At 37.5% G+C, this 25,254-nt stretch carries 26 protein-coding genes, 1 pseudogene and 1 other annotated feature; of the genes and pseudogenes, 12 read left to right on the top strand and 15 right to left on the bottom strand.

Features of this window, described 5'->3' with window-relative positions; translation table 11 throughout:
• Positions 1-55: 55 nt before the first annotated feature.
• Both SJY24_RS06620 and SJY24_RS06615 read left to right on the top strand, forming a co-directional pair.
• Positions 56-241 carry a hypothetical protein gene (locus SJY24_RS06620; RefSeq protein ID WP_377864145.1) on the top strand — a complete coding sequence of 62 codons (186 nt, stop codon included), beginning with the start codon at positions 56-58 and terminating at the stop codon, positions 239-241.
• 195 nt (positions 242-436) lie between these two features.
• The gene (locus SJY24_RS06615) at positions 437-859 is read left to right on the top strand and encodes a pyrophosphohydrolase domain-containing protein (RefSeq protein ID WP_377864144.1); all 423 of its coding nucleotides are present in this window, start codon (positions 437-439) and stop codon (positions 857-859) included.
• Between the two features lie 44 nt (positions 860-903).
• Here the strand turns inward: SJY24_RS06615 and SJY24_RS06610 are convergent, their stop codons facing one another.
• A complete protein-coding gene (locus SJY24_RS06610) occupies positions 904-1,932 on the bottom strand; it encodes a VrrB protein (RefSeq protein WP_377864143.1) in 1,029 nt (342 codons plus the stop codon).
• A 149-nt stretch (positions 1,933-2,081) separates the two neighbouring features.
• Between SJY24_RS06610 and SJY24_RS06605 the strand changes: the two genes are divergently transcribed.
• Positions 2,082-2,510, top strand: coding sequence for a GNAT family N-acetyltransferase (locus SJY24_RS06605; protein WP_377864141.1), 429 nt, complete (start codon positions 2,082-2,084; stop codon positions 2,508-2,510).
• Positions 2,511-2,535: 25 nt separating this feature from the next.
• Here SJY24_RS06605 and leuS read toward each other — a convergent pair whose 3' ends face one another.
• From leuS to SJY24_RS06555, 10 genes are all read right to left on the bottom strand, one after another.
• Positions 2,536-4,944: a leucine--tRNA ligase gene (gene leuS / locus SJY24_RS06600; protein ID WP_377864139.1), complete on the bottom strand. Its 2,409-nt coding sequence runs from the start codon at positions 4,942-4,944 to the stop codon at positions 2,536-2,538.
• Positions 4,945-5,009: 65 nt separating this feature from the next.
• Positions 5,010-5,229: a binding site (T-box leader), on the bottom strand.
• 187 nt (positions 5,230-5,416) lie between these two features.
• Positions 5,417-6,610 carry an MDR family MFS transporter gene (locus tag SJY24_RS06595; RefSeq protein ID WP_001137540.1) on the bottom strand — a complete coding sequence of 398 codons (1,194 nt, stop codon included), beginning with the start codon at positions 6,608-6,610 and terminating at the stop codon, positions 5,417-5,419.
• 186 nt (positions 6,611-6,796) lie between these two features.
• Complete coding sequence (locus tag SJY24_RS06590) at positions 6,797-8,020, bottom strand: cation:proton antiporter (RefSeq protein WP_377864137.1); 1,224 nt, start codon at positions 8,018-8,020, stop codon at positions 6,797-6,799.
• Positions 8,021-8,023: 3 nt separating this feature from the next.
• Complete coding sequence (locus SJY24_RS06585; protein ID WP_377864135.1) at positions 8,024-8,521, bottom strand: cation:proton antiporter regulatory subunit; 498 nt, start codon at positions 8,519-8,521, stop codon at positions 8,024-8,026.
• A gap of 40 nt (positions 8,522-8,561) precedes the next feature.
• Positions 8,562-9,128, bottom strand: coding sequence for a tyrosine-type recombinase/integrase (locus SJY24_RS06580; RefSeq protein ID WP_377864134.1), 567 nt, complete (start codon positions 9,126-9,128; stop codon positions 8,562-8,564).
• 348 nt (positions 9,129-9,476) lie between these two features.
• Positions 9,477-11,336: an FtsX-like permease family protein gene (locus tag SJY24_RS06575; protein ID WP_377864132.1), complete on the bottom strand. Its 1,860-nt coding sequence runs from the start codon at positions 11,334-11,336 to the stop codon at positions 9,477-9,479.
• A gap of 17 nt (positions 11,337-11,353) precedes the next feature.
• Entirely contained in the window at positions 11,354-12,115 is a 762-nt protein-coding gene (locus SJY24_RS06570) for an ABC transporter ATP-binding protein (RefSeq protein WP_377864130.1), read from the bottom strand.
• Positions 12,116-12,380: 265 nt separating this feature from the next.
• Positions 12,381-13,403 (bottom strand): DUF418 domain-containing protein, encoded by a 1,023-nt coding sequence (locus tag SJY24_RS06565; RefSeq protein ID WP_377864128.1) that lies wholly within the window; start codon positions 13,401-13,403, stop codon positions 12,381-12,383.
• 136 nt (positions 13,404-13,539) lie between these two features.
• The gene (locus SJY24_RS06560) at positions 13,540-13,689 is read right to left on the bottom strand and encodes a hypothetical protein (protein WP_001129345.1); all 150 of its coding nucleotides are present in this window, start codon (positions 13,687-13,689) and stop codon (positions 13,540-13,542) included.
• A gap of 15 nt (positions 13,690-13,704) precedes the next feature.
• On the bottom strand, positions 13,705-13,968 hold the full coding sequence (locus SJY24_RS06555; protein WP_000840865.1) for a YtzC family protein: 264 nt from the start codon (positions 13,966-13,968) through the stop codon (positions 13,705-13,707).
• 261 nt (positions 13,969-14,229) lie between these two features.
• Here SJY24_RS06555 and mnmL point away from each other — a divergent pair, with 261 nt between their 5' ends.
• The 4 genes from mnmL to SJY24_RS06535 all read left to right on the top strand — a co-directional run bounded on the left by mnmL (position 14,230) and on the right by SJY24_RS06535 (position 18,020).
• Entirely contained in the window at positions 14,230-15,189 is a 960-nt protein-coding gene (gene mnmL, locus SJY24_RS06550) for a tRNA modification radical SAM protein MnmL/YtqA (RefSeq protein WP_377864126.1), read from the top strand.
• Complete coding sequence (gene mnmM, locus SJY24_RS06545) at positions 15,186-15,758, top strand: tRNA 5-(aminomethyl)-2-thiouridylate-methyltransferase MnmM (protein ID WP_377864124.1); 573 nt, start codon at positions 15,186-15,188, stop codon at positions 15,756-15,758. Before mnmL ends, mnmM begins: the two co-directional genes overlap by 4 nt.
• 130 nt (positions 15,759-15,888) lie before the next feature.
• The gene (locus SJY24_RS06540; RefSeq protein WP_377864122.1) at positions 15,889-16,563 is read left to right on the top strand and encodes an aspartate/glutamate racemase family protein; all 675 of its coding nucleotides are present in this window, start codon (positions 15,889-15,891) and stop codon (positions 16,561-16,563) included.
• Between the two features lie 155 nt (positions 16,564-16,718).
• Complete coding sequence (locus tag SJY24_RS06535) at positions 16,719-18,020, top strand: PepSY-associated TM helix domain-containing protein (RefSeq protein ID WP_377864121.1); 1,302 nt, start codon at positions 16,719-16,721, stop codon at positions 18,018-18,020.
• Positions 18,021-18,057: 37 nt separating this feature from the next.
• Here SJY24_RS06535 and SJY24_RS06530 read toward each other — a convergent pair whose 3' ends face one another.
• On the bottom strand, positions 18,058-19,122 hold the full coding sequence (locus SJY24_RS06530; protein ID WP_377864120.1) for a tetraprenyl-beta-curcumene synthase family protein: 1,065 nt from the start codon (positions 19,120-19,122) through the stop codon (positions 18,058-18,060).
• Positions 19,123-19,162: 40 nt separating this feature from the next.
• Positions 19,163-19,966 (bottom strand): alpha/beta hydrolase, encoded by an 804-nt coding sequence (locus SJY24_RS06525; RefSeq protein ID WP_377864119.1) that lies wholly within the window; start codon positions 19,964-19,966, stop codon positions 19,163-19,165.
• 74 nt (positions 19,967-20,040) lie between these two features.
• Here SJY24_RS06525 and SJY24_RS06520 point away from each other — a divergent pair, with 74 nt between their 5' ends.
• From SJY24_RS06520 to SJY24_RS06500, 5 genes and pseudogenes are all read left to right on the top strand, one after another.
• Positions 20,041-20,553 (top strand): gamma carbonic anhydrase, encoded by a 513-nt coding sequence (locus SJY24_RS06520; RefSeq protein ID WP_000640199.1) that lies wholly within the window; start codon positions 20,041-20,043, stop codon positions 20,551-20,553.
• A gap of 145 nt (positions 20,554-20,698) precedes the next feature.
• The gene (locus tag SJY24_RS06515; RefSeq protein ID WP_377864118.1) at positions 20,699-21,229 is read left to right on the top strand and encodes a phosphatase PAP2 family protein; all 531 of its coding nucleotides are present in this window, start codon (positions 20,699-20,701) and stop codon (positions 21,227-21,229) included.
• A 12-nt stretch (positions 21,230-21,241) separates the two neighbouring features.
• Positions 21,242-22,384, top strand: coding sequence for a glycosyltransferase family 4 protein (locus tag SJY24_RS06510; protein WP_377864117.1), 1,143 nt, complete (start codon positions 21,242-21,244; stop codon positions 22,382-22,384).
• Positions 22,385-22,573: pseudogene (locus SJY24_RS06505) on the top strand (IS200/IS605 family transposase); the annotation flags it as partial.
• Positions 22,570-23,682, top strand: coding sequence for an RNA-guided endonuclease TnpB family protein (locus SJY24_RS06500; RefSeq protein WP_377864116.1), 1,113 nt, complete (start codon positions 22,570-22,572; stop codon positions 23,680-23,682). The pseudogene SJY24_RS06505 and the gene SJY24_RS06500, both read left to right, overlap by 4 nt.
• A 220-nt stretch (positions 23,683-23,902) precedes the next feature.
• On the opposite strand, the gene SJY24_RS06495 is transcribed toward SJY24_RS06500, so the two are convergent.
• Positions 23,903-24,505, bottom strand: a complete 603-nt coding sequence (locus tag SJY24_RS06495; RefSeq protein WP_377864115.1) for a molybdenum cofactor guanylyltransferase — start codon at positions 24,503-24,505, stop codon at positions 23,903-23,905.
• A complete protein-coding gene (locus SJY24_RS06490) occupies positions 24,502-25,011 on the bottom strand; it encodes a MogA/MoaB family molybdenum cofactor biosynthesis protein (RefSeq protein WP_002015669.1) in 510 nt (169 codons plus the stop codon). The genes SJY24_RS06495 and SJY24_RS06490 overlap by 4 nt, the downstream gene beginning before the upstream one ends.
• Positions 25,012-25,254 lie beyond the last annotated feature (243 nt).

Here is a 25,254-nt window from a genome sequence, read left to right as displayed (position 1 = left end):
ACGGAAAGAGGAGTTTTTATTTTTTTAGAGAGAGAAGATATTTATGGGGGAGCTTATGTCTAAAAAATTAGTAAAGCCTATTTTAAATGGTATTTTATTTCTCGGCGTCTTTTTATTTGCTCATACATACTTAAAAAATGTTTCCTTCACACGTTATTTACTTGTCGTTATACCAATGTTGCTCGTTGGTATGTTTGGCCTCGACCTTATTTTATCCATTTTAATAAAAGAAGAAAAATAACGAGCAGGGCCGTCCCAAAATTATTCCGGGATGGCTTTCTTTTATTAACAGGCTATGTTTTATCGTTAAGTCGATATAATCTTTCACTATCGCTATCTGAACTAAAAGATGAAACTTTTGGACAGTCCCTTTTCATTTCATAATCACCTTATGTTACAATGAGATTCGGCACAAAGCGAGAAAGGATGAAACAACATGACCAACGAAAAAGGTTTAGATAAAGGATACGAACTTGTTGCAAAAATGCATGAAGAGTTCGGACATCCTGTGACAAATACTCCAACAAAACTAACAGAAGAGCGTGCAAAAATTCGTGCTAGCTTTATGCAAGAAGAGCTAGAAGAATTTCTAGAAGCCACAACTGTTGAAGATCAATATGATGCACTTATTGACCTTATTTACTTTGCATTCGGAACGTTTGCAGAAATGGGCGTACGTCCAGATAAAGGATTCGAAATTGTAAACAATGCTAACATGGCGAAACTATTCCCTGATGGAAAGCCTCGATTCCGCGAGGGCGATGGCAAAATTATGAAACCAGAAGGATGGCAACCACCGGAACCACAACTTCGTGCGGAAATCGAACGCCAACGTCAAGAGGCAGAAAAAAACTGCTAGGATCTCCTAGCAGTTTTTTATTATGTCTTTTTTTCTTTGATCTATTAATGACCCACGTGTCCCGCATGTCCTGCTGCTCCAGCAGTACCAGCTGCTGCTCCTGCTGCCGTCCCTGCTCCAATTCCACCTGCCCAAGGCTGTTGTTGTTGCTGCTGATACTGTTGGTATTGTTGTTGACCTTGATGATGCTGTTGACCTTGATGCTGTTGTTGACCTTGATGGTGATGTTGGCCTTGGTGATGATGTTGACCTTGGTGATGGTGTTGGCCTTGGTGATGATGTTGGCCTTGATGATGGTGTTGACCTTGGTGATGATGTTGGCCTTGATGATGGTGTTGACCTTGGTGTGTTTGGAAAAGAACAGCTTGCGGATGAATTTGGTGGTGGCCTTGGTGATGTACTTGTTGCTGATGGTGGCCGTGTTGTTGATGATGACCTTGGTGCTGATGGTGACCGTGGTGCTGATGGTGACCGTGGTGCTGATGGTGACCGTGGTGCTGATGATGACCTTGGTGCTGATGATGACCTTGGTGTGTTTGATAAAGGACAGCCTGCGGATGAATTTGATGATGACCATGATGATGTACTTGTTGTTGATGATGACCATGGTGGCCGTGTTGTTGATGATGACCGTGATGGCCGTGATGCTCATGATGTACATGATGTACATGCTGACCGTGATGGCCGTGATGCTCATGATGCACATGATGACCGTGAACACCTTGAGGGAATCCGCCGACCCCACCTGCTACAACACCAACGCCAGGTACAGGAAATCCTGTTTGTACACCGCCAACGAAAGATGGGAATGTAGTTGGCATACCTACAGGAACTCCTCCTTGTGCACCTCCTACTAGTGCCGGAAATCCTGTTTGCGCTCCAGCTACTGATGTTGGAAATCCTGTTTGTACACCCGCCACTGACGTCGGAAATCCTCCAGCTGCTCCTCCCATCCAACTTGGGATTCCGCCATATCCGTGTTGACCATCTCCTCCCATGAACATCATTTGTCCATAACTATCCGATTCACCTCCGAAGAAGCCATGTGGTGCATTATTATCCATCCCTTTCATTCCTTTCACCTCTTCTTCTCAATTTAACCTACCTTTTTTATCATATTTCCTATAGAAGAATAGGTGTTTGTCTGTATTGGAATTCCGCTCCTTTTTCTTTGTTCATGATAAAATTAATTAACTGAATATTTTTTCTAGGGGGATTTCTATTGAAAAATGTAACAAAGGCTTATATTGATGATTTAGATTCAATCGTACATTTAGATATTGATGTACTCGGAGATGATAGTAGACGAGATTATATTAAGCACACTATTGATGAGGGCAGGTGCATCATTGTAAAAGAAGACAATTCTATCTCTGGTTTTCTAACGTACGATACAAATTTCTTTGGTTGTACTTTCCTCTCATTAATCATTGTTTCGCCAGCAAAAAGAAGGCAAGGCTATGCAAGCTCATTAATCTCATATATGTTAACTCATTCTCCTACTCAAAAAATCTTTTCTTCAACGAATGAATCGAATGAAAGTATGCAAACCGTTTTTAATGCGAATGGATTTGTACGTAGTGGAATAGTTGAAAATTTAGATGAAGGTGATCCAGAGATTATTTTCTACACAAAAAAGCTCAGAGCATAAACGCTCTGAGCTTTTCTTTCAATCATTAGTTTGCAACAACGTTAACAAGTTTTCCAGGAACAACAATTACTTTACGAACTGTTTTCCCTTCAATTTGTTCTTTGATTGCCTCAAGTGCAAGTTGTTCCATTTCTTCTTTTGATGCGTCTTTACTCATTGTTAGTTTTGTGCGAACTTTGCCCATAATTTGAACAACGATTTCAACTTCATCTTCTACAAGTTTAGACTCATCAAATGTTGGCCAGCTTGCATATGTGATTGTTTCACTGTATCCAAGTTTGCTCCATAGCTCTTCCCCTATGTGAGGTGCAACTGGTGCAATCATTTTTACGAAACCTTCTACATATTCTTTCGGAAGTGTTTCAGCTTTGTATGCATCGTTGATGAATACCATCATTTGAGAAATCGCTGTGTTGAAGCGAAGCTCTGCATAGTCTTCTGTTACTTTCTTCACTGTTTGGTGGTAAGCTTTTTCAAGATCTTTGTTTGGTGCATCAGTAATTTTCTCACTTAATTCACCGTTCTCTTGAATGAATAGGCGCCATACGCGGTCTAAGAAGCGACGAGCTCCGTCAAGACCATTTTCAGACCAAGCAATTGAAGCATCTAATGGTCCCATGAACATTTCGTATAGACGAAGTGTATCTGCACCATGGCTTGCTACGATATCATCCGGGTTTACAACGTTACCTTTTGATTTACTCATTTTCTCGTTGTTTTCACCTAAGATCATACCTTGGTTGAATAATTGTTGGAACGGTTCTTTCGTTGGAACTACACCGATATCATATAATACTTTATGCCAGAAACGAGCATATAGTAAGTGAAGTACTGCGTGCTCTGCTCCGCCGATATAAATATCAACCGGAAGCCATTGTTTTACTTTTTCAGGGTCTACAAGTGCTTCGCTGTTGTTTGGATCGATGTAGCGTAGGTAATACCAGCAGCTACCAGCCCATTGCGGCATTGTATTCGTTTCACGACGACCTTTTTTACCAGTTTCAGGATCGACAACATTTACCCACTCTTCAATGTTAGCTAGTGGTGATTCACCTGTACCTGAAGGACGGATGTTTTCTGTTTTTGGAAGAACTAATGGTAATTCTTCTTCTTTCACAGCTGTCATTGTGCCATCTTCCCAGTGGATTACTGGAATTGGCTCACCCCAGTAACGTTGACGGCTGAATAACCAGTCGCGTAGACGGTACGTTACTTTTTGATTTCCTGCGCTCGTTACTTCAAGCCATTCAATCATTTTTACGATTGCTTCTTCTTTATTTAAACCATCAAGGAATGCTGAGTTTACGTGTGCACCATCACCTGTGTACACTTCTTTCGTAATGTCTCCGCCTTTTACAACTTCCTTCATTGGAAGATTGAATACTGATGCGAATTCATAATCACGCTCATCGTGAGCTGGAACTGCCATTACAGCACCTGTTCCGTAAGTTGCAAGAACGTAATCAGCGATCCAGATTGGTAATTTCTCACCGTTTACTGGGTTAACTGCGTAAGCACCAGTGAATACACCAGTTTTTTCTTTCGCAAGTTCTGTACGCTCTAAATCGCTCTTCATTTTAACAGAGTTAATGTAAGCTTCTACAGCTTCTTTTTGATCTGCTGTTGTAATTTCTGCAACAAGTGCATGTTCCGGAGCAAGTACACAGTATGTTGCACCAAATAGTGTATCAGGACGCGTTGTGAAAACTGTAAACTTCTCATCTGTACCATCGATGTTGAAGTGTACTTCTGCACCTTCAGAACGACCGATCCAGTTACGTTGCATGTCTTTTAAGCTTTCTGGCCAATTAAGCTCATCTAGATCTTCTAATAGACGATCTCCGTAAGCTGTAATTTTTAACATCCACTGTCTCATCGGACGACGTTCAACTGGATGTCCACCGCGCTCACTCTTACCGTCAATGATTTCTTCGTTTGCAAGTACTGTACCAAGTGCTGGGCACCAGTTTACAGGTACTTCATCAACGTAAGCTAAACCTTTTTCAAATAGTTTTAGGAAGATCCATTGTGTCCACTTGTAGTAGTTTGGATCCGTTGTATTTACTTCACGATCCCAATCGTAAGAGAAGCCTAATGCTTTAATTTGATTACGGAACGTATTAATATTAAGCTCTGTGAATTCAGCCGGGCTGTTTCCAGTATCAAGCGCATATTGCTCTGCTGGAAGACCGAATGCATCCCATCCCATTGGATGAAGAACATTATATCCTTGCATACGCTTCATACGAGATAAAATATCTGTCGCTGTATAACCTTCTGGATGACCTACGTGTAAGCCTGCACCTGATGGATATGGGAACATATCTAGTGCATAAAATTTTGGTTTTTCTGTCTCATCTGGCGTACGGAATGTTTTATTCTCTTCCCAATGCCCTTGCCACTTCTTCTCAATTTCTTGATGATTAAAGCTCATGAGATACCCTCCTTGAAATTCTATTTATTTTCACCGCCCAAAATACAAAAAACCTCTCATCCCTAGAAAGGGACGAGAGGTTATAGATTCCCGCGGTACCACCCTAAATTAATGTACAAATATACATTCGCTTAGATCCGTAACGTGGATTAACGGCAATTGCTACTAATGATTTCACAACTGCAACTCAAAGGCGAGTTCATAACGAAACGTGGATTGACTTGCACCGACCGTCAACTCTCTAAACCAGCTTCTATTACTACTACTCCTTCTCACTGTTATTACACATATGAGTTAAGTGAACTACCCACCACTTCGTATCTCTAAAGAGATTACTTGAAGCGGAGGCTTCTCGGTTATTCGCTACTCTTGATAACTAACGAATTCGTCTTAGGACAGCCGAGCTATCTCCCTTGTTCCAAAGGTTGTTTTATTTAAATATATTCTAAAACATGTTACATGTTCCGTCAAACTAAACTGCAATTTTTTCTTCAACTGTTTCTTCTACTTTTACTCGTTTATCATAAATACTCGTTGCTATAATCGCTACTACAAGCATTACCATGATTGCTATAAACAATACTTCCATATTGTATATATCAACAATCGCTCCGCCAACGACCGGTCCGAACATTTTCCCTACAGTCGCTGCGCTATTTACAACACCTTGATAAAAGCCTAATTTATCTTTCGGCGCAAGTATATTTGCAATGGTTGGAACAGCTGGCCATACGAATAACTCACCAATTGTTAATGTCACCATCGCAACGAGGAACATCGTAAATTGCTGCGCTTGACTTAACACAATGAATGACGCCGCAAAAATGATAATTCCAATCATAATTTGTTGTTTTAAAGAACGCTTCATCCAGCGAATTAGCATACTAACAAGCGGCTGTGCACAAACAATCATCGCCCCGTTTATCGTCCATAATAAGCTGTAGTGACGAAGACTAATATTTAACTCTTGCATATACGTCGCAATCGCCCCTTGCCACTGTACATATGTAACCCAGCATAAAGCATATGCTACACATACGATAAGAAGTGCTTTGAATCCAGGTGTAAGTGACCACCCTTTTTTCGTTTCGATTTCTTTTTGTACTCCTTGCTCTTTTTTGTCTTCCATACCTCGGAATCCAATAAAAGCAATTAGGAAGAAAACAAAGTATAAAATAAAGTTCGCTAAGAAAATATAATCAAAACGATAAGACGCAACTAAACCACCGCACGCTGTTCCGATCGCAATCCCAACGTTTTGTCCAACATACATCGCATTAAATGCTCGTCTTCCGCCCTCTGGCCAAACCGTACCAACCATCGCATACATCGATGGAAACACCATTCCAGAACCAAAGCCAATTAATGCTAGCCACACAACATATAACGGCCAACCATGGAAAAACACAAGACCTAAAATCGATACGAGTGTAATAACAATCCCTACTAAAATTGATTTATAACCGCCCCATTTATCAAATAAAACACCGCCGAGCAAGTTCCCGATTACACCAGTAAGCGAGTTGATCATTAATACCATTCCAGCCACTGATAAAGATTTTCCTAGGTGATCATGCAAATAAATTGTATTAAAAGGCCATAAAAAAGAAGCACCCGTGACATTAATAATCATCCCAGCTACTAATAGCCATACTTTCCTTGGCATAGTCTCCCCTCCTATTCTATTTTTTTCGTTCATCTATAACAGTAAAATTGTAGTCGTTTTTAAATAGGAAGGCAACTGATTAATAGTTGATGAAATTCAGATAATGGCATAAAGGCGATTAGAAAAATTTCTAATCGCCTTTGTGTCATTTTAATCTATATACAATGAAATCGTTCCCTTGTATAATTACCCAACTTCTTTTTTACGTTTTGCACGTTCTTTAGCACTCCATTTAAACATTTTATCTAGTAAGGAATATATTCTCCCAGACTCCTTCGTTAATAAAGGTCCTAAAGATGCCAATATTAAAACGTATAAAGCCGAGAACGGTTTAATCGTTGCCATTAAGCCACCAGCGATGCCAATGTTCGCGACAATAATGGAGAATTCCCCACGTGATACGAGGGTTAATCCAATATTAGTGGAAGCCTTATGCGATAACCCAGCTTTACGTCCAGCAAGCATTCCCGCTGTAAAATTACCGATGAGAGTAATAAGAACTGCTCCTAATGCCAACCACACTGCTCCTCCAAGCGAAAATGGATCTATACTTAAACCGAAGCTGAAAAAGAATATAGCTCCAAAGAAATCACGAAACGGGACGACGAGATGCTCGATCCGGTCACTATGCTCTGTTTCAGAAAAGACGAGTCCCAATAATAACGCCCCAATCGCCTCCGCAACATGAATTGTTTCTGAAAATCCTGATACGAAGAATAAAATAGCGAATATTACGATAATAAAAATTTCATTTGACGAAATATCTAATATTTTATTTAGAAACGGGGTAGCTTTTCTAGCGATTATAAAGAATAGGAGCATATATCCTACTGCGATTAACACCGATGTAAGAGCACCTATAAATGACGTTGCACCCCCGAGTACTAACCCTGAAACGACTGATAAATATACAGCTAAAAAGATATCATCAAACATAATGATCCCTAAAATGAGCTCTGTCTCTTTATTACCAGATCTTCTTAAATCCACAATTACTTTCGCTACAATTGCACTCGATGAAATTGTAATGATTCCAGCAATGATTAATATTTCTAGTAAGGGGAAGCCCATTATATATCCATAAAGTAAACCTAATATGAAATTAAGCGATATATGAACACTACCCCCAAAAGCAATCGACTTTCCTGATTTAATTAATTTTTTTATTGAGAATTCTAAGCCTAAGTAGAATAGGAGGAATATGACGCCAACACGGCCGAGGAAGGAAATAACTTCTCCGCTTTCAATAAACCTTAAATCGATAAGTCCTAAATCTGGGGCATGAGGCCCCACTAACATACCGAGTATAATGAGAAACGGAATAATCGAAAACTTTAACTTTGCAGCGAGGATAGCTGCAAAAGCTACTAATACTAACGCAGTTCCAACTTCAAAGATTAAAGTATCCATCGATTATGAATCACCTCCTGCTGAAAGCAATTCATTAATAATTCTTTTCACTTCATGTCTTTCACCCGATAATACGAGCATATCGCCAGCTTCAATAACAGAGTCTGGACCTGGATTGAAGAACTTCTTCATATTCTTTTTCAAAATAGCAATAATCGTTACGTTATATGTTTTTCTCACGTGTAAGCTACCAATTGTTTTTTGTACCACTGGTGCATTATTTTCTACTTTAAACCATTCAATTGATAACCCTTCAAAAGCCATCTCAATTGTGTCTAAAGCTTGTGGTCTATATACCATTCCGCCTAATATAGCCGCAATTTGTCTCGCTTCAGAATCACGAAGAGAAATGCTTGAAATACTCTCATCATGATCAGTATCAAAATGATACATTTCCCTTCTTCCATCATCATGAATAACGATAACCATTTTTTCATTACCCTTTGTTATAACTTCAAATTTACATCCAATGCCCGGTAGTTCACTCTCTCTAATATTCATATTCCCGCCTCCTAAAATTTTTAGTTACGGCTCTTTCCTTTTACAAATCTACATCAATCTCTGTTTTAAACTTCTCATCTTTTGATATCCCTAAATACTTTAACGTTTCTGACGGAGTCGCGTGATGAAAATGTTTTTGCAACAGTGCGATTGCTATTCCTCTTTTATATGCATGAAATCCAAATGTTTTTCGCATTGAGTTCGTTCCAATCTTACCAAGTATTCCGACCGCTTCAGCTGCGCTATGGATAATACGATACGCTTGTTGGCGTGAGATTGAATTTGTTGTTTTGTTCGATTGAAATACGTAGTTTTCTCTTTGAATATCAAAAGATTCTACGTACGCCAAAAGCGCCTCTTTTACTTTTGTATTTAAATAAATATCTTGTTTAAACTTTTCATCTTTCACAGGAAGAGAATAAAACTCTTTAACAGTTCTATCTTCATTTAATACATCTTCAAATTTAATACTTAATAGCTCAGTAATTTTTAATCCAGTGTTAATCCCAATAACAAATAAAAGATAATCTCGCTGCGAGTGCTCTTTTAAATATTTTTTCATAGCCTCAATTTGGTTTATATCTTTTAATGCCTCTACAACTTCCATACATGTTTTCTCCTCATCTTATGAACGGTAATTTTCTCATTATCCTGTCCATTTTACCTTATCACGCTATGAGATTTCCATGTATTATCCATTATTTTTACAATATACGACTTAGGTCTGACAATTTTTCATTTGGAAATTTATGATTGTACAAATACGGTGTGGGTAGAAAAATAGGGGATACAAGTTCAGCTTCTTTCTACAGATCGGATTCCTCCTTCCATTTCCCGATTGCTGATACTCACATATTATGTTACTTATTTATATTATATTATACATTTCAGTAACATTAAAGTGTTTTTTCTGAAAATACAAAAAGCCGAGTACTTTCACTCGGCCTTTTACCTATTAATCTTCTTTCGGGAGAACAATCCCTTTATACAATTGAACTGTAATGAAGTAATAAATCGCATAAATTACTACGAAAATTACGATTGGAACCCAAATGCGGAAGTACGGATCGACTAAAATAAATCCGAAAATATTCATACCAACTAATACGTGAGCAATACCCACAATCGCCGGGAATAAGAATACTAAGAATAACTCTTTATAAATCGATTTCGTTAATAACTCACGGCGCACACCGATTTTACGAAGCATTTGATAACGCGTAATATCTTTTGATGCACCAGAAAGAATTTTAAACATTAAACAGCTTGCCATCATTGCTAAGAACGCAATTCCAAGGAAGAATCCCATAAATACTGTTCCACTCGCAATTCCGTAGAATCCATTGTAAGATTGATATTTACTATCTAATCTTTCAGCTTTTACATTTTTATATTTATCTAGCTGCAACTCGTCAAGTTTTTTCCATTCTTTTGTGTATGCTACAAAATCATCTGTTTTTCCAGTAACTACGATTCCTTCTTTACCATTTACAGTATCGTACATTTTCTGATCTACAATTTTAATTGCATGGTCTTCATATAGATAAAATGGCTGAATTGTTCTGAAAGCCTCGTTCCATTCTTCTGGAATTTCTTTAGCGCTCGCATCTTTTTCATTCATTTCTCTAGAAACTGCACCTACTGGCAGTTCCTCTGAAACTTTCTTTGTTTTTCCTAAATCCTTCATACTTTCCATCTGTTTTGTATCTTGTACGAAAGGAGGATTTTTCTCTAAATCTTCTTTTACATAATAAACGTATTTATTATCAACTTTGTAACGATATTCATTTTTCTCTTTAAATGTAATACCATCTAAAATTTTCTTTTCTTCAGTTGTTGGGTTATGAATAACTGAATCATATATTACTAAACCATCAACCATTTTTATCACGTTATTTTTAAACGCCATACCACCTGAAATTGCACCCGCTCCAAGAGCAACTAACATCGCTACCGTTGCAAGTACTTTCGTTAAGCTATTAATACGGAAGTTTAATTGTGCAAACGTAAAGGCATTAAGTCCTTTTTCACTACGCTTTTTATTACTCTTTAACTTTCTAATGATGACTGGAAGAAGTGATCCAAATAGCATGTAAGTACCAGCTGTTGTTGTAATTAATGCAATAAGGATTCCCATTTCTCTTAGTTTTTCCATGTAAATCATTGATGCATAGCCAATTCCTAATAAAATAACAGCAAGGATTGCAACTACACCTGTCATTTTTCCTTTTACTACAACACGCTCTGTTTGTGCATCTGCATGTACAAGTTGCAATACAGAAATGCGAGATAATTTAATACTATTCATAATTGCTGATAATACAAATAGTGCAAAGAAGAAGATGCAAGTAACAGTCATAGATGGAAGGTAAAATGCTTTATAACCTTCACCAGCAAATTCCAATTGCTTCATTAATAACTGACCGATACCTTCTGCAAGTCCTACGCCAACTGCAATTCCGATTGCAAGAGATGCAGCACCTAATACGATTGTTTCAATAAACATAAGTAATGTAACTTTATGTTTTTTCGCTCCTAACATCATATACATACCGAATTCTTTTTGACGAAGAGATAATAAGAAAGAGTTCGCATATAAAATATAGAAGAACGTTATAATAGCTAATAAAAATGAACCTGCTTGGAATACGAATCCAATTGATTGAATAACTGAATTAGATTCGATAAACGCTTTATTCAGCGCTAACGTTTGGAACATATAAAAAATTGAAATCGACATGACAAGACCAACAAGTAAGACGATATAATCTTTCAGCTTACTCTTTAGCCCTGACATGGAAAGTTTAAATAACATGCCCTAGACCTCCCTTCTTACGCTTTTTGTGTGCCTAAGTCCGCAAGCACATCTAAAATTTCTTTATAAAAATCTTCACGCGTACCACCGCGATGAATTTCTTTATATAACTCACCATCTTGAATGAATAAAATTCGCTGACAATAACTTGCACTATATGGATCGTGAGTAACCATCATAATAGATACGCCTTGTTCTTCATTTAAGTTTGTCATCGCATCAAGTAAACTCGCTGCATTTTTAGAATCAAGAGCTCCTGTTGGCTCGTCCCCTAAAATAATTGCAGGTTCATGCACTAAAGCGCGTGCTGCTGCTGAACGTTGTTTCTGTCCACCAGATACTTCAGATGGATACTTTTGAAGTATTTCTGTAATCCCTAACATACCGGCTACTTTCTCTACTTTCGGTCCAATATTACGTGATGAAACACCTTGAAGAGAGAGCGGAAGTGCAATGTTTTCATAAATAGATAAGTTCTCTAATAAGTTAAAGTCTTGGAAGATAAATCCTAACTTTTGTGAACGGAAATCAGAAAGCTCACCTTGTTTCATTTTCGTAATATCCGTACCTGCAATTTCAACAACGCCGCCCGTTGCTTTATCAAGCGTTGAAATTACATTTAACAATGTCGTTTTACCAGAACCTGATGGTCCCATAATTCCGACGAACTCACCCTCTTGAATTGAGAATGAAACACCTTTTAACGCATGTGATTGGTTCTCACCTTTTTTACCGTACACTTTTTGAACGTTTTTCACGTCTACAACTGGTTTCGTCATATATATCCTCCTACGCTTGTTTTTCCATTACCTATTTTGCGCCTTTTAGAAGGGAACTGCTATTTGTTAACATTACATTTACCTTACACTTTTGTAATATAAAAAAGGTGCGCTTGTAAGGTAAGCTTTTTTATTTTAAATAAATTCACTTCCTTCATTGATAAATGAAATTTTATCGGCCATGCGACAAGGAATATCGACTTACCGACAAAAGATGACAATAAAAAATGGGCTGTTCCGTTTATGGAACAGCCCATTTCTATCTTTATTTCTTTAAAGGTGTTACCGTCCAATACGTAATAACACGCCAAATCCATTCTAATGGACCCATTTTAAAGATTTTCATCCAAATCACACTGAAAATAATTTGAATTGCATAAATTGCGATACACACATATAACGTCTGCATGTACGTTAAGTTTCCTGCAAAGTTAAATATACTGCCTGCAATTAAAATCATTGCAGTTTGTCCGATATAATTTGTTAACGCCATACGACCGTAATATTTCAGTGGTGCTAACAATGTTTGAACTGGTTTTAATTGAATTAGCAAAATTAATGCTCCGACATAAAAAGCTGAAATAATTGGTCCAACTGTAACACCAATTTTTAAGAATTGACCTGCAGCATCCATTGTTCCATCTTCATTCATGATTATCATATTTACAAATGGTTCAGCAGGAACATGCCCATATTGATACCATAAAGCTACCACACTTAAAACAAACATAACGCCTGTAAAAATAGCGACTTGTTTTATTTTCGCTGAAAGATTTTCAAATACTTTATACTGTCCTGCAGCAAGACCTAATAAAATTAAACCCAATGGCAATAATTCCTTGGCTGCCATAATACTAAAAGCTATCGTAAGAATAAGACCGATTACTAAATTTATTTGCTTCTTCACTTTATAAAATGGTAAAGTGACTAATCCACAAATTGCGTATAACGCTAGTGCTTCCCCAGGCTGAAACATTTGATGAATCAAACCAAAAATAAATAGTGCAACTAAGCGACGTAGAAATAGAACATATCCATTCTTCCCTTTTACAATCGCTCTTGTAATGAAGATATAGAATCCTACTCCAAATAAGAATGAAAAGATTGAGAAGAAACGACCTTCTACAAATAAGTATAGAAACCTTTGATAACTTGCATCCACTGTATTAGGATCTGGAACTTTAATATTCAGTAGTGCAAGAATATTTACTAAAATAATCCCCAGTAATGCGAAGCCACGAATGTAATCTAACTCATCAATTCGTTTGTTTGTAATATTGTTCCCCATAATGCAACTCCTTGTCCAAAATTAAATCCTCCCTTACTCTACTGGAAAAGTAAACTTACCACTATCGACAAACCTTACAGAAATCTTACATTATTGTCATATAGCAAAATAAAACCAGGTCATATTGCGACCTGGTTTACTCTGATTGCTTTGATCTTTGCGGTTGTCCTTTTTTACTATTACGCTGTTTCACTTGAACAACCGGATCTAGCTCATTCGAAAATTCAGCGTTATGTCCATTTTGTGTTTTTTGCTCTGGATTATTTTGATCTGAACGTTTCGCCATTACATTCACTCCTTATTAGTGCGGTGTAATAATCATTTGATGTTGCAGTTGGCGAATTGCCATACGTGCTCTATTTAATTGCTCGCGTTGCTCATCATTCGCGTGTTGTTGCATCGTTTGTAAATCGTTATATGCTTGTTCTAATTGTAATTGCGCATCCGAATACTCCATCGTATTGTAATGCTCTTGTCTCATGCCAAGGTCTAATTGTTCTTTCGCATATTCCACCGCTTGTTCCGCTTGTGTAATATACGATTCAAGTGATTGACGCTCTGCCATAATTGTCCCTCCTTGCTTCAATTCCCCTTTAGTGTGTCCCTTCCATCTCAACCTTATGAGTATGTTATAATGGATTTTGTTTCATCCCGCTATTTGTGGGCAGTAAGACCCAATCTCAAAATTCGGCTGGAACGAAGCAGATAAACAGGAGTCGGGCTACACGTAAATACCTGATTGGTTCAACTAATACTCAGTGGGGATAGACACTCCCCACTGAGTATTAGTTGAACTTTATTTTGACTCGTCTTAGGAGGGAAAGTAATGAAGGTTCAAAACCCTTTTCCATATACAAACGACAATAAACGTTATCATACATGGAATTATCACTTACGAAATGAATTTGGTGAAAAAATCTTTAAAGTTTCATTAGATGCTGGCTTTGATTGCCCGAACCGTGACGGTACAGTTGCTTACGGTGGCTGCACGTTTTGTAGTGCTGCTGGATCTGGTGACTTCGCTGGTGATCGCCGCGATGATGTTATAACGCAATATCATGAAATGAAAGAAAAAATGCACTCAAAGTGGAAAGACGGAAAATGTATCGCTTATTTCCAGGCGTACACAAATACACATGCTCCACTTGAAGTGTTAAAAGAAAAATTCGAACCGCTTCTAGCAGAAAAAGACGTTGTCGGTCTTTCTATCGCAACTCGTCCAGATTGTTTACCAGACGATGTCGTTGAATATTTAGCGGACTTAAATAAACGCACATACCTTTGGGTTGAACTCGGACTACAAACTGTTCATGAACGTACTGCAAATCTTATTAATCGCGCTCACGATTATCCATCTTACGTGGAAGGTGTAAATAAATTACGTAAGCATGGCATTAGAGTTTGCTCTCATATTATTAACGGTCTTCCCCTTGAAGATTACGACATGATGATGGAAACAACTCGTGAAGTAGCAAAACTTGACGTACAAGGAATTAAAATTCATTTACTTCATTTATTAAAAGGAACGCCAATGGTGAAGCAATATGAAAAAGGTCAATTAGAATTCCTTTCTCTTGAAGATTACGTAAGTCTTGTTGTTGACCAACTTGAAATTATTCCTGAAAACGTAATTGTGCACCGCATCACAGGTGACGGTCCACCTGATTTAATGATCGGTCCAATGTGGAGCTTAAATAAATGGGAAGTATTAAATTCCATCGATGCAGAATTTGTACGCCGCGGAAGCTGGCAAGGAAAATATGCAAATGAGGAGAAACAAAAATGAAATTAGAACGTGTATTACCGTTTGCTCGCACACTGCTGCAAACGGCAGTAAAAGAAGGCGATTACGCTGTAGATGCAACGCTTGGCAATGGACATGACACTTGCTTCCTAGCTGAAATCGTTGGAGATAACGGAAAAGTATTTGGATTTGATATTCAAAAAGAAGCAATTGAAAGCTCTACTATCCGCCTAAAAGAAAAAAAGCTTTTTGAACGTACTGTTTTAGTTCACGACAGTCACGACACACTTTTATCTGTACTACCAGAAGACGCAAAAGGAAAAGTAACAGGAGCAATCTTCAACTTAGGTTACCTTCCTGGTGGTGACAAGCATATCGTTACAAAACCGAACTCAACAATCTCGGCGATCGAACAATTATTAGACGTAATGGCACCAGAAGGTATCATCGTCCTTGTCATTTATCACGGACATCCAGAAGGACAAGTAGAGCGCGACGCTGTTCTTAAATTTGTAGAAGAACTAGATCAAAAACAAGCTCACGTACTGCGATATGGCTTCATTAACCAGCAAAATAACCCGCCATTTATTGTAGCGATTGAGAAGCGATAATTATATCAACGATTTTTTCGATATATCGACTTATCGACAAAACATAACAGAAAAAGACGTGCACTCATTGCACGTCTTTTTCTTATTCTCCTATATAATGGATGTATTAAATATTAAAGGGGACTAAACAATGATCGGAATACTAGCAGGAATGGGGCCAAAATCGACTGGGCCATTCGTCGATACAGTTGTAGCAAAGTGCCAAACAATATATGGAGCAAAGCATGATATGGACTTTCCTCATATGATGATTTATTCGTGCCCAACACCGTTTTATATGGATCGCCCTATTGATCATGCGGCGATGAAAAAGGCGATTATTGAAGGAGCGAAAAAACTTGAAAGTACTGGTGTAGATTTCATCGCAATGCCATGTAATACAGCGCATCTTTATTTCGAGGAATTACAGCGTTCTATTACCATTCCTATTTTGAATATAGTCGATGAGACGTTAAAAGCAATTCCTGAAAATACAAAAAGAGTCGCTCTTCTCGCAACAGAAGCGACTGTTCAAGCAGATATTTACCAAGACGGGATTATAAAACGTAATATAGAGTACATTCATAATGAACAATGGCAAGAAATGATTAATCAAATTATTACTTGTATTAAAGGCGGAGAAATTGAGGAAGCTCGCAAATTATGGAGTCTGCTCGTTTTACAGTTAAAAGACGAAGTAGATACCGCTATTATCGCATGTACCGATTTGAATGTGGTGGTGAGTGAGGACTTTGTTGATTCCGCTCAATGTCTTGCGAAAGCAGTTGTTAGGATGTATGCATCAAATATAAAAAGGTCTTCATAAACATAGAACACATCCCTTTTGAAATGTGCTTTGTGTTTGATAAAAACCGCCAAAACTTTTAACTTTTTTCACAATTCTTTCAAAGTAATCACACTTAATCTCGCTATATTAAATAAGTAGTTTATTCATATAGGGAAGGTTAGGGGAACTGTCGTATGAAACAAAATCGTTCGCTTCATTATATTTTTTGGCGTTGGCATTTTTATGCCGGGCTTTTTATTACGCCGCTTCTTATTACTTTGTCATTGAGCGGAATTGGGTATTTATTTCGGGAAGAAGTTGAAGATTTCATCTATAAAGATTTATATTTTGGGAAGAGCGCCCAAACAGAGTCTATTTCGATGGCTGATTCGCTTTTCTTAACAGAGAAAAAATATCCACATTATAGTGTGGCGAAAATTAGTGAGTTTAATGGGGATTATAATACTAGGCTTACAATCGCAAATGAATATACTGGGCAACAAAAGTATGTGTATTTAGATAGCAATAATCAAATTGTCGGAGATCAAAACGCAAGTGAAACGTTTGCCAATATAATGCGGGAATTACATAGTTCTCTTTTAGTTGGTGGTACTGTCGTCAACTATATTGTAGAACTTGCAGCGTGCTGGACAATCTTTTTAATTGTGACTGGGTTGTATATGAGTATACGCCAATTCAAAAACACACCAGCATCCAATAAACGAGAAAAGGCAAAACGACGTCATTCTATTATCGGTATTATATTTACAATTCCTCTCGTTTTGTTAGTCGCATCTGGATTGCCGTGGTCAGGATTTATGGGTAACCAAATTTATAAAATTGCATCGTCGAATGAATCGCTCGGATATCCAAAGTTGTATATGGCACCTCCTGAATCGCAGGTAAAAGAATTGCCGTGGGCAACAAGAAAAGAAGCTCCTCCTGAATCTAATTCAAATGAGCCAAAAGCAATTTCTGTCGATGAATTACAAAAAGGAATTGAAATAAAGAAGCCATATGTTATCTCACTACCAGCCGATCCGAAAGGTGTATTCACTGTTTCGAAATCGAGCGGTTCTGGCATTACAGGTATGCATGTTGCACCAAATGAAGAAATAACAGCTTACTTTGATCAATATAGCGGCGAACTCATTTCAAAAACGGACTATCGTGATTATGGCTTATTTGCACAATGGTTCACTTACGGTATCCCGCTTCACGAAGGACATTTATTCGGATGGCCAAATAAAATATTATGCTTACTAACGACATTATCTTTATTACTTCTCATTTATTACGGAGTAAAAATGTGGTTAGCAAGAAAGCCGAAAGGGAAATTAGCAGCACCTCCGAAGCAAAGAGATAAGAAAAACACATTCGTTTTCTTTATCATGATGGTTACACTTGGCGCTGTCATGCCTTTATTCGGAATGTCTGTTTTAGTTATTTTCGCGATTGAGCTTCTCATATACGTATTTTCAAAAATACGATCATAATAAAAAGAAAACCACTCTACAAGAGTGGTTTTCTTCATCACTGCGCCATTTTCTTTCGGTACATCTTCCCGTTCCAATAGAAGAATCGTGAAGTGAGGCCTCCGTATTTTACAATGCGCCGTGCCATTTTGTGCATATTCTTTTGTGCTGATACTTTTTGGTCTGATAAATAAATACCAAGTAACCCTCGGCTTATGAGACGATGAAACTTCGCATGAGGCAAATCACCAATGCTCTTCTCTGCTTCTTCTACAAAGTGTTTCATACGATCTAATATAGCTTGCTCGTTTTCATAATAACTACAGAAATTCAAATCCCCGCCCATACGGTCTTCTTCTTGATCGATAAAATAATCAAGTAAAATGTGAAGTCCTTGTACGTAAGGGAAATACCCTTGTCTAATTTTCGCAATATCTTCATCATGTAACTCATCATGAAATGCATATGCTACAAGACAGAAGATTCCAAGCGTAGAACCAGCACATGCTGAAAATTCAAACCAACTCATCTCAGGTAAGTTTTCTTTATGTGCTTCAAACCATTTTTTTAAGCGTGGTTCTCTTTCTTCTAACTTCACGTGTTTATGAATTTGCAAATCACAATAATAACAAGCCAGTTCATGAAGAACAGGAGCAATTTTATCATAGTGCTTCGTTTTCTTTAAAACATCTTGGCATGTTTCAACAAGTTCATCTAAATAACCACCATCATCTTGATCATCACGGTAACGATAATAATTACCGCCCCCTTCAACTTCAGGGCTTAATGCCATTATCATCGACTCATGAAGAGCCGCAAAGTCTTTTGGATCAAGTGATGTACTACGGTCACATAAATTATCTAAGTAATCGCTAATCGTTTGATACGCTACAATAAAACGAATACATTCCTCTCGGTGCTCATTTGCTAACAGTGCTAAAATACCACCGCCCTCGCAATGAAACGTTTTATTCTCAATACTTGCGATTGCCTGACTATGAAGCTCATCATTCGGAATATGGTAGGCACGCTCTTTCCACATCGCTAGCTCATGGTGTACAACCGGAAACACATCACGGTATACTTTCGCCATGAGCGTTATGGGATTACTCGGTACGTTCACTTCTTCCTTCATCTCCTCTATTAAATGTACAAATAATGATTTATTTGTTTGTTTTTACTATATTATTGACACGCATTTCAGTAAATGACTGAATATAATTCAAAATTTCATCACGCTCATACTCATTTAATAACTCATGATAACAATTCGGCCATTCTTTAAAAGCCTTATCACTCATTTTAACATTATCAAACCACTTGCGGACACGTGTTTTATCTACAAGTTTATCCTCACATGCTTGCATTAGCAAGAGTGGAACATCTGGAAAATCATCTATTTTCTCATGAGCAATCTCGATAGACTTAATCAATTCACTATACCAACGTACTGATACTTTGCGCAAGAACAATGAATCATTCTCCATCGCATCTCTCACTTCATGATTACGAGTTGACATTTCCACTGTAAGATTCGTTGCAAATTGCAATTTTGGAGCAACAACATTTAATATTTTTGAAGCGGCTCGAAGCGGAGCAGAAGGTCCAGCTAATACACCTAAACATGGTGAACTTAAAATAATACCATCTACATCTTCCCTCTTCGTTTCTTGCATCATACGAATGACAATAAGACCACCCATACTATGACCAAATATAAAAATAGGTAATCGATACTTTCTTGCCTCTTTCACCCATAATTTAACTTCCTCTATGTATTCATCAAATGAATCAATATGTCCTCTATTTCTCGAAGTTGTTCCATGTGATGGAAGGTCTCCCATCACGACGTGGTAGCCGATATGATTCCACATTTCCGCTATAGCTTCGTAACGTCCGTGATATTCCATTGCACCGTGCACGATAACGACTGCAGCTTTCGCTTCCTCTACTTCATAATTCCACATACGGACCTCCTCCATTTCACTCTTTCTCATAATTTGATACACTAAAACTAGTCTCTAGGAAAGGAAGGCTTTACATGATATATCCTTACAAAGAAAAAAATCCGAAAATTGCGAGTAGTGCTTTTATCGCTGATTATGTTACCATTACAGGCGATGTTTCCATTGGCGAAGAATCAAGTATTTGGTTTAATACAGTCATACGCGGCGATGTATCACCAACAATAATTGGAGATAGAGTAAATGTACAAGATCAATGTACACTTCACCAAAGCCCTCAGTATCCTCTTATTTTAGAAGATGACGTTACCGTTGGGCATCAAGTTATTTTACATAGCTGTCATATTAAAAAAGATGCTTTAATCGGAATGGGATCTATCATATTAGATGGTGCTGAAATTGGTGAAGGAGCTTTCATCGGTGCTGGAAGCCTCGTTTCACAAGGAAAGAAAATCCCGCCAAACACGTTAGCGTTCGGTCGTCCTGCGAAGGTCGTTCGTGAGTTAACAGAGGAAGACCGTAAAGATATGGAACGTATCCGCACACAATACGTTGAAAAAGGACAATATTATAAATCATTACAAAAGTGATTTTATCGCTGCCATAAGACTGGCAGCTTTTTTTATGAAAAAATCTAACTTTTTCTTTACAAAACCTTATTATCCCCTCAATAAAATCTTATTAAAATAGAAGTTAATAACTCCATATATATGTAAATGAGGGAGGAAAAATCTCATGAAGGTCAGTGGACTATATAAAATAGAATGTTACATCTTCAAAGGAATTAATCGCTACTTTGATCAAAAAACATTAAACATCTTTTTTAGCAATATTACCCATATCGGTGGTGCAAGTTTTTCCATTGCACTTACCCTATTCTTTTTAATTTTCGCAACAGGGAATTTGCATCAAGCTGCAATTGCAACTGCTATTTCTTTGACAATTAGCCATATTCCTGTGCAAATATTAAAAAGATGGTATCCACGAAAACGCCCTTATTTAACAATTCAGGATGCGAAATATCCAGTTCATCAATTAAAAGATCATTCTTTTCCATCTGGACATACAACGGCTGTTTTCTCTGTCCTCATTCCATTTATTTGCTATAATCCAAACTTGCTTGCTTTTCTATTACCGTTAGCGCTATGCGTCGGTATTTCCCGTATTTATTTAGGGCTTCATTATCCGTCAGATGTATTTGTAGGCATGTGCCTTGGCACTTGCTCTGGCATCATCTCTTTTTATCAACTCATTCCACTCATGTAAAGGAGCGATATGATGAGAGTCGCCATATTTACCGATACATTTACACCACAAGTCAACGGTGTGGCGAAAACTTTGGAACGTTTAACTAAATATTTTCAAAAAGAAAATATCACCTATTCTGTTTTCGCCCCTCAGCATACGGCAGAAGATAATTTCGTAGCGAATGTGAACAAAATGAGAAGTATCCCGTTAACAATATTATATCCAGAATGTCGCTTTGCCTTTCCTACTCCGCGCATTAAGCGGGAACTTCTTGCCTTTAAACCTGATATGATTCACATCGCTACGCCTTTCAATATGGGACTTTGTGGGTTATATTATGCAAAAAAGTTAAATATCCCGGTTGTCGGTTCTTATCATACTGATTTTGATGCCTATTTACGCTATTACAAGATCGAATTCCTCTCCACTATGCTATGGAACTATTTAAAGTGGTTTCATAGTCATATGCAAAAAAACTTTGTGCCTTCTCCTGAAACATTACATCAATTAAAGAAGAAAGGATTTCAACAGCTCTATATTTGGGGACGTGGTGTAGATTGTACTCTCTTTCATCCCACTTACAATAAAGACCTATTCCGAAAAAAATATAATATTACAGCAGAATATATTCTTTCCTACGTCGGACGCCTTGCTCCTGAAAAAGATATCGACACTCTTCAAACACTTATTCAAACGACGAACAAAGAACGTGACGATATTCATTGGCTCATCGCTGGAGATGGTCCTCTCGCAAAGGGCCTACAAGACAATGTTCCAAAAACAAATATAACTTTTACTGGGTATTTACAAGGCCCGAATTTAGCTGAAGCCTACGCTTCCTCCGATCTAATGGTATTTCCATCTGCTACTGAAACATTTGGGAACGTCGTACTGGAGTCACTCGCATGTGGTACACCTGTTATTGGTGCAAATAGTGGTGGGGTTAAAAATGTTATTACAGATGGAAAAACGGGAGTTCTTTGTCCGCCAAAAGATGCGGATGCATTTCTATCATCCATTTATTCTTTATTGCAACATGAAGAAAAACTTATACAGATGGGAATAGCAGCTTCGTCTTATGCGAAATCAAAAAGCTGGGATGAGATCTTTCGTGGCTTACTTGACCAATATGAAGAAGTCCTTCAGCACACTGCATCAGAATTACTCGCTTAAACAGAAATGACAAAATTTATTAATGCTTATAAAAGTGCAAGTTCTCGACTAATCAAGAGAGACTTTCCACAAGTGAAAAAACTTTAGCAAAAAATGTTTTGGTCAAGAAGTTTTTGCTTACTAACTACTGGTGGTTCGCCAATAGACGTAGTAAAAAAATATATTAAAAATCAAGGTAAAATGATATGACAACGCATAATAAAGCATATAAATTCCGGTTGTATCCAACAGAAGAACAAGCAAATCTTATGCGTAAAACCTTCGGTTGTGTACGTTTCGTGTACAATAGAAGGTTAGCTGAACGAAAAGAAGCGTATGAAAAATACAAAGGTGATAAGGAACAACTAAAGAAACAAAAGCCTCCAACTCCCGCGAAATATAAAGAAAAATTTGAGTGGTTAAAAGAAGTTGATTCATTAGCTTTGGCAAATGCTCAACTACACTTGCAAACTGCATATAAGAATTTCTTTAGTGGGCAAAATAACTTCCCAACATTCAAAAGTAAAAAAGACAGAAAGTCTTATACAACGAATGTAGTAAACGGTAATATTATGTTGCTTAATGGTCATATTAAATTGCCAAAACTGAAAATGGTACGTATCAAACAACATAGGGAGATACCACAAGATTATATGATCAAGTCTTGTACGATTTCTATGACACCTACTGGTAAATACTATGTGTCCATCTTGACTGAATATGAAAAAGAGATTGCGCAAAAAGAAGTAGCAACAGTTGTTGGGTTAGACTTTGCGATGGATGGATTATACGTCAGTTCTGAGGATGAGAAAGCCAATTATCCTAAGTTCTATCGTAACATATTAGACCGATTAGCAATCGTACAACGAGTATTATCAAGACGCAATAAAGGTTCTGCGCGTTGGAATAAACAACGTATTCGTGTAGCTAAGTTACATGAGAAAGTAACTAACCAACGTAAGAATTTCCTTCATCATGAGTCTAAAAAGTTAGCTGCTAATTTTGATGTTGTAGCTATTGAAGACCTAAACATGAAAGGAATATCGCAAGCACTTCATTTTGGAAAAAGTGTCGCTGATAATGGGTGGGGTTTGTTCACTTCTTTCTTAGCTTATAAACTAAACGAACAAGGAAAACAACTTGTGAAAATAGACAAATGGTTTCCATCAACAAAAACATGTAGCAGCTGTGGAAATGTGAAAAATATGACATTGTCTGAACGAATCTATTCTTGTATATGCGGTGTAAATCTCGATAGAGATTATAACTCAGCTATCAATATCAAAAATGAAGCAATACGCCTTTTATCGTTAGCATAAATTGTAATAAAATAACCTTTGGAACAAGGGAGTTAGCTCGGCTGTCTTAGGACAAATTCGTTAGCTATCATAAGTAATGATTAACCGAGAAGCCCCCACTTCAAACAGTCCGTTATGACATTAAGTGGCGGGTAGTTCACGAGATTCCCCTTAAAATCTACTTACTCACATACCTGTATACAGCAATTGTTCCCCAATTTCTGTATATCAAAAAGACCTTTCATTCATTTGAAAGGTCTTTTTGAGCCTGTACGTATTCTTTTTTCGTATTCACATTCAGAAACCATTCTGCATTTGCTTGTACATCTTCTCCGGCAACATATTTCACATTACATTGTGATAAAAGCTGCCCCATGCTTCTTTTCTCTTCCTGAAGTAAAGTGTAAATCTTCTCTTTCACACGGTTATGATACGCCGCAAGTAACGGTTGTTTTCTTCCATTAATAATAGGCACAACCGCATCATACTCATCACTCGTTTGTTCTAATAAAATAGTAAACCACTCTTGCGAAACATTTGGTGCATCGCAAGGCATAATAGCGTACCAATCTGCTTCGATATATTCCATTCCTGATACAATTCCAGCAAGTGGGCCGTTTCCTTTATAATGCGGAATATCTTCTATAACGGGAACTTGTACTAATTGCTCCACTCGCTCTTTTATATCAGAATGACTAATGACTACAACTTCTTGAAGCGTACTTGTCATCACTTTCAAAATCTGCTCAACAAAAGTACTCCCACCCCAGCTCGCTAGCGCTTTCGGTTCACCGAATCTACTCGACATACCACCTGCTAATACGATTCCAACAAACTTACTCATTGGCGATGCAACTCAAATGTAATATGACCTAATTCCGGTAGAATTAACTTATTCATCGCAAGACGAACAGCTCCGCTAGACCCCGGCATCGAAAAAACAACTTTGCGCCCGATTGTACCGCCAATCGCTCGACTTAACATTGCGCTGCTTCCGATATCTTCTAAATAACTAATCATGCGGAACAACTCACCAAACCCGACAATTTCTTTATCTAATAACACTGACACCGCTTCAATCGTTACATCACGTTTCGTAATACCAGTTCCACCATTTGTTAGTACGACATCAACATCTTCCCTATGATAACCAGCTAACACAGCCTGCTGAATACTTTCTTTATCATCTTTCACAATTTCATAAGAGGTCACTTTATGTCCTGCTTCTATTAATAATGCATGTAACAATTGACCACTCTTATCCGTCTCTTCCGTACGTGTATCTGAGATCGTTACAATCTTACAACGTACTTCTTTCGGTGCTTGTTTTTTATGTTCAGTTACACTCATTTTTCATCTTTCCTTTCTTGAAGACTTTTCTCCATTTTATCATACATATCTTTACACAATTATGTATGAAGCCAATGATGAAGCATGATACAATATAAGTATGCACACCCACAAAAAGGAAAATAAAAGAGTGTACCTTTTATACTCTTAGACTCCACATCATTAGCTACTCTTTAACTCACCTTATATTTTCTACATAATACATTTAATTTTTAAATTTACACTACAAAATAAATCGGAGGT

Source organism: Bacillus sp. R86525 (assembly GCF_042466195.1).
Lineage (GTDB): Bacteria > Bacillota > Bacilli > Bacillales > Bacillaceae_G > Bacillus_A > Bacillus_A nitratireducens.
The sequence above is the reverse complement of the archived record's forward strand: the minus strand, read 5'-3'. Positions and strand labels throughout refer to the sequence as shown.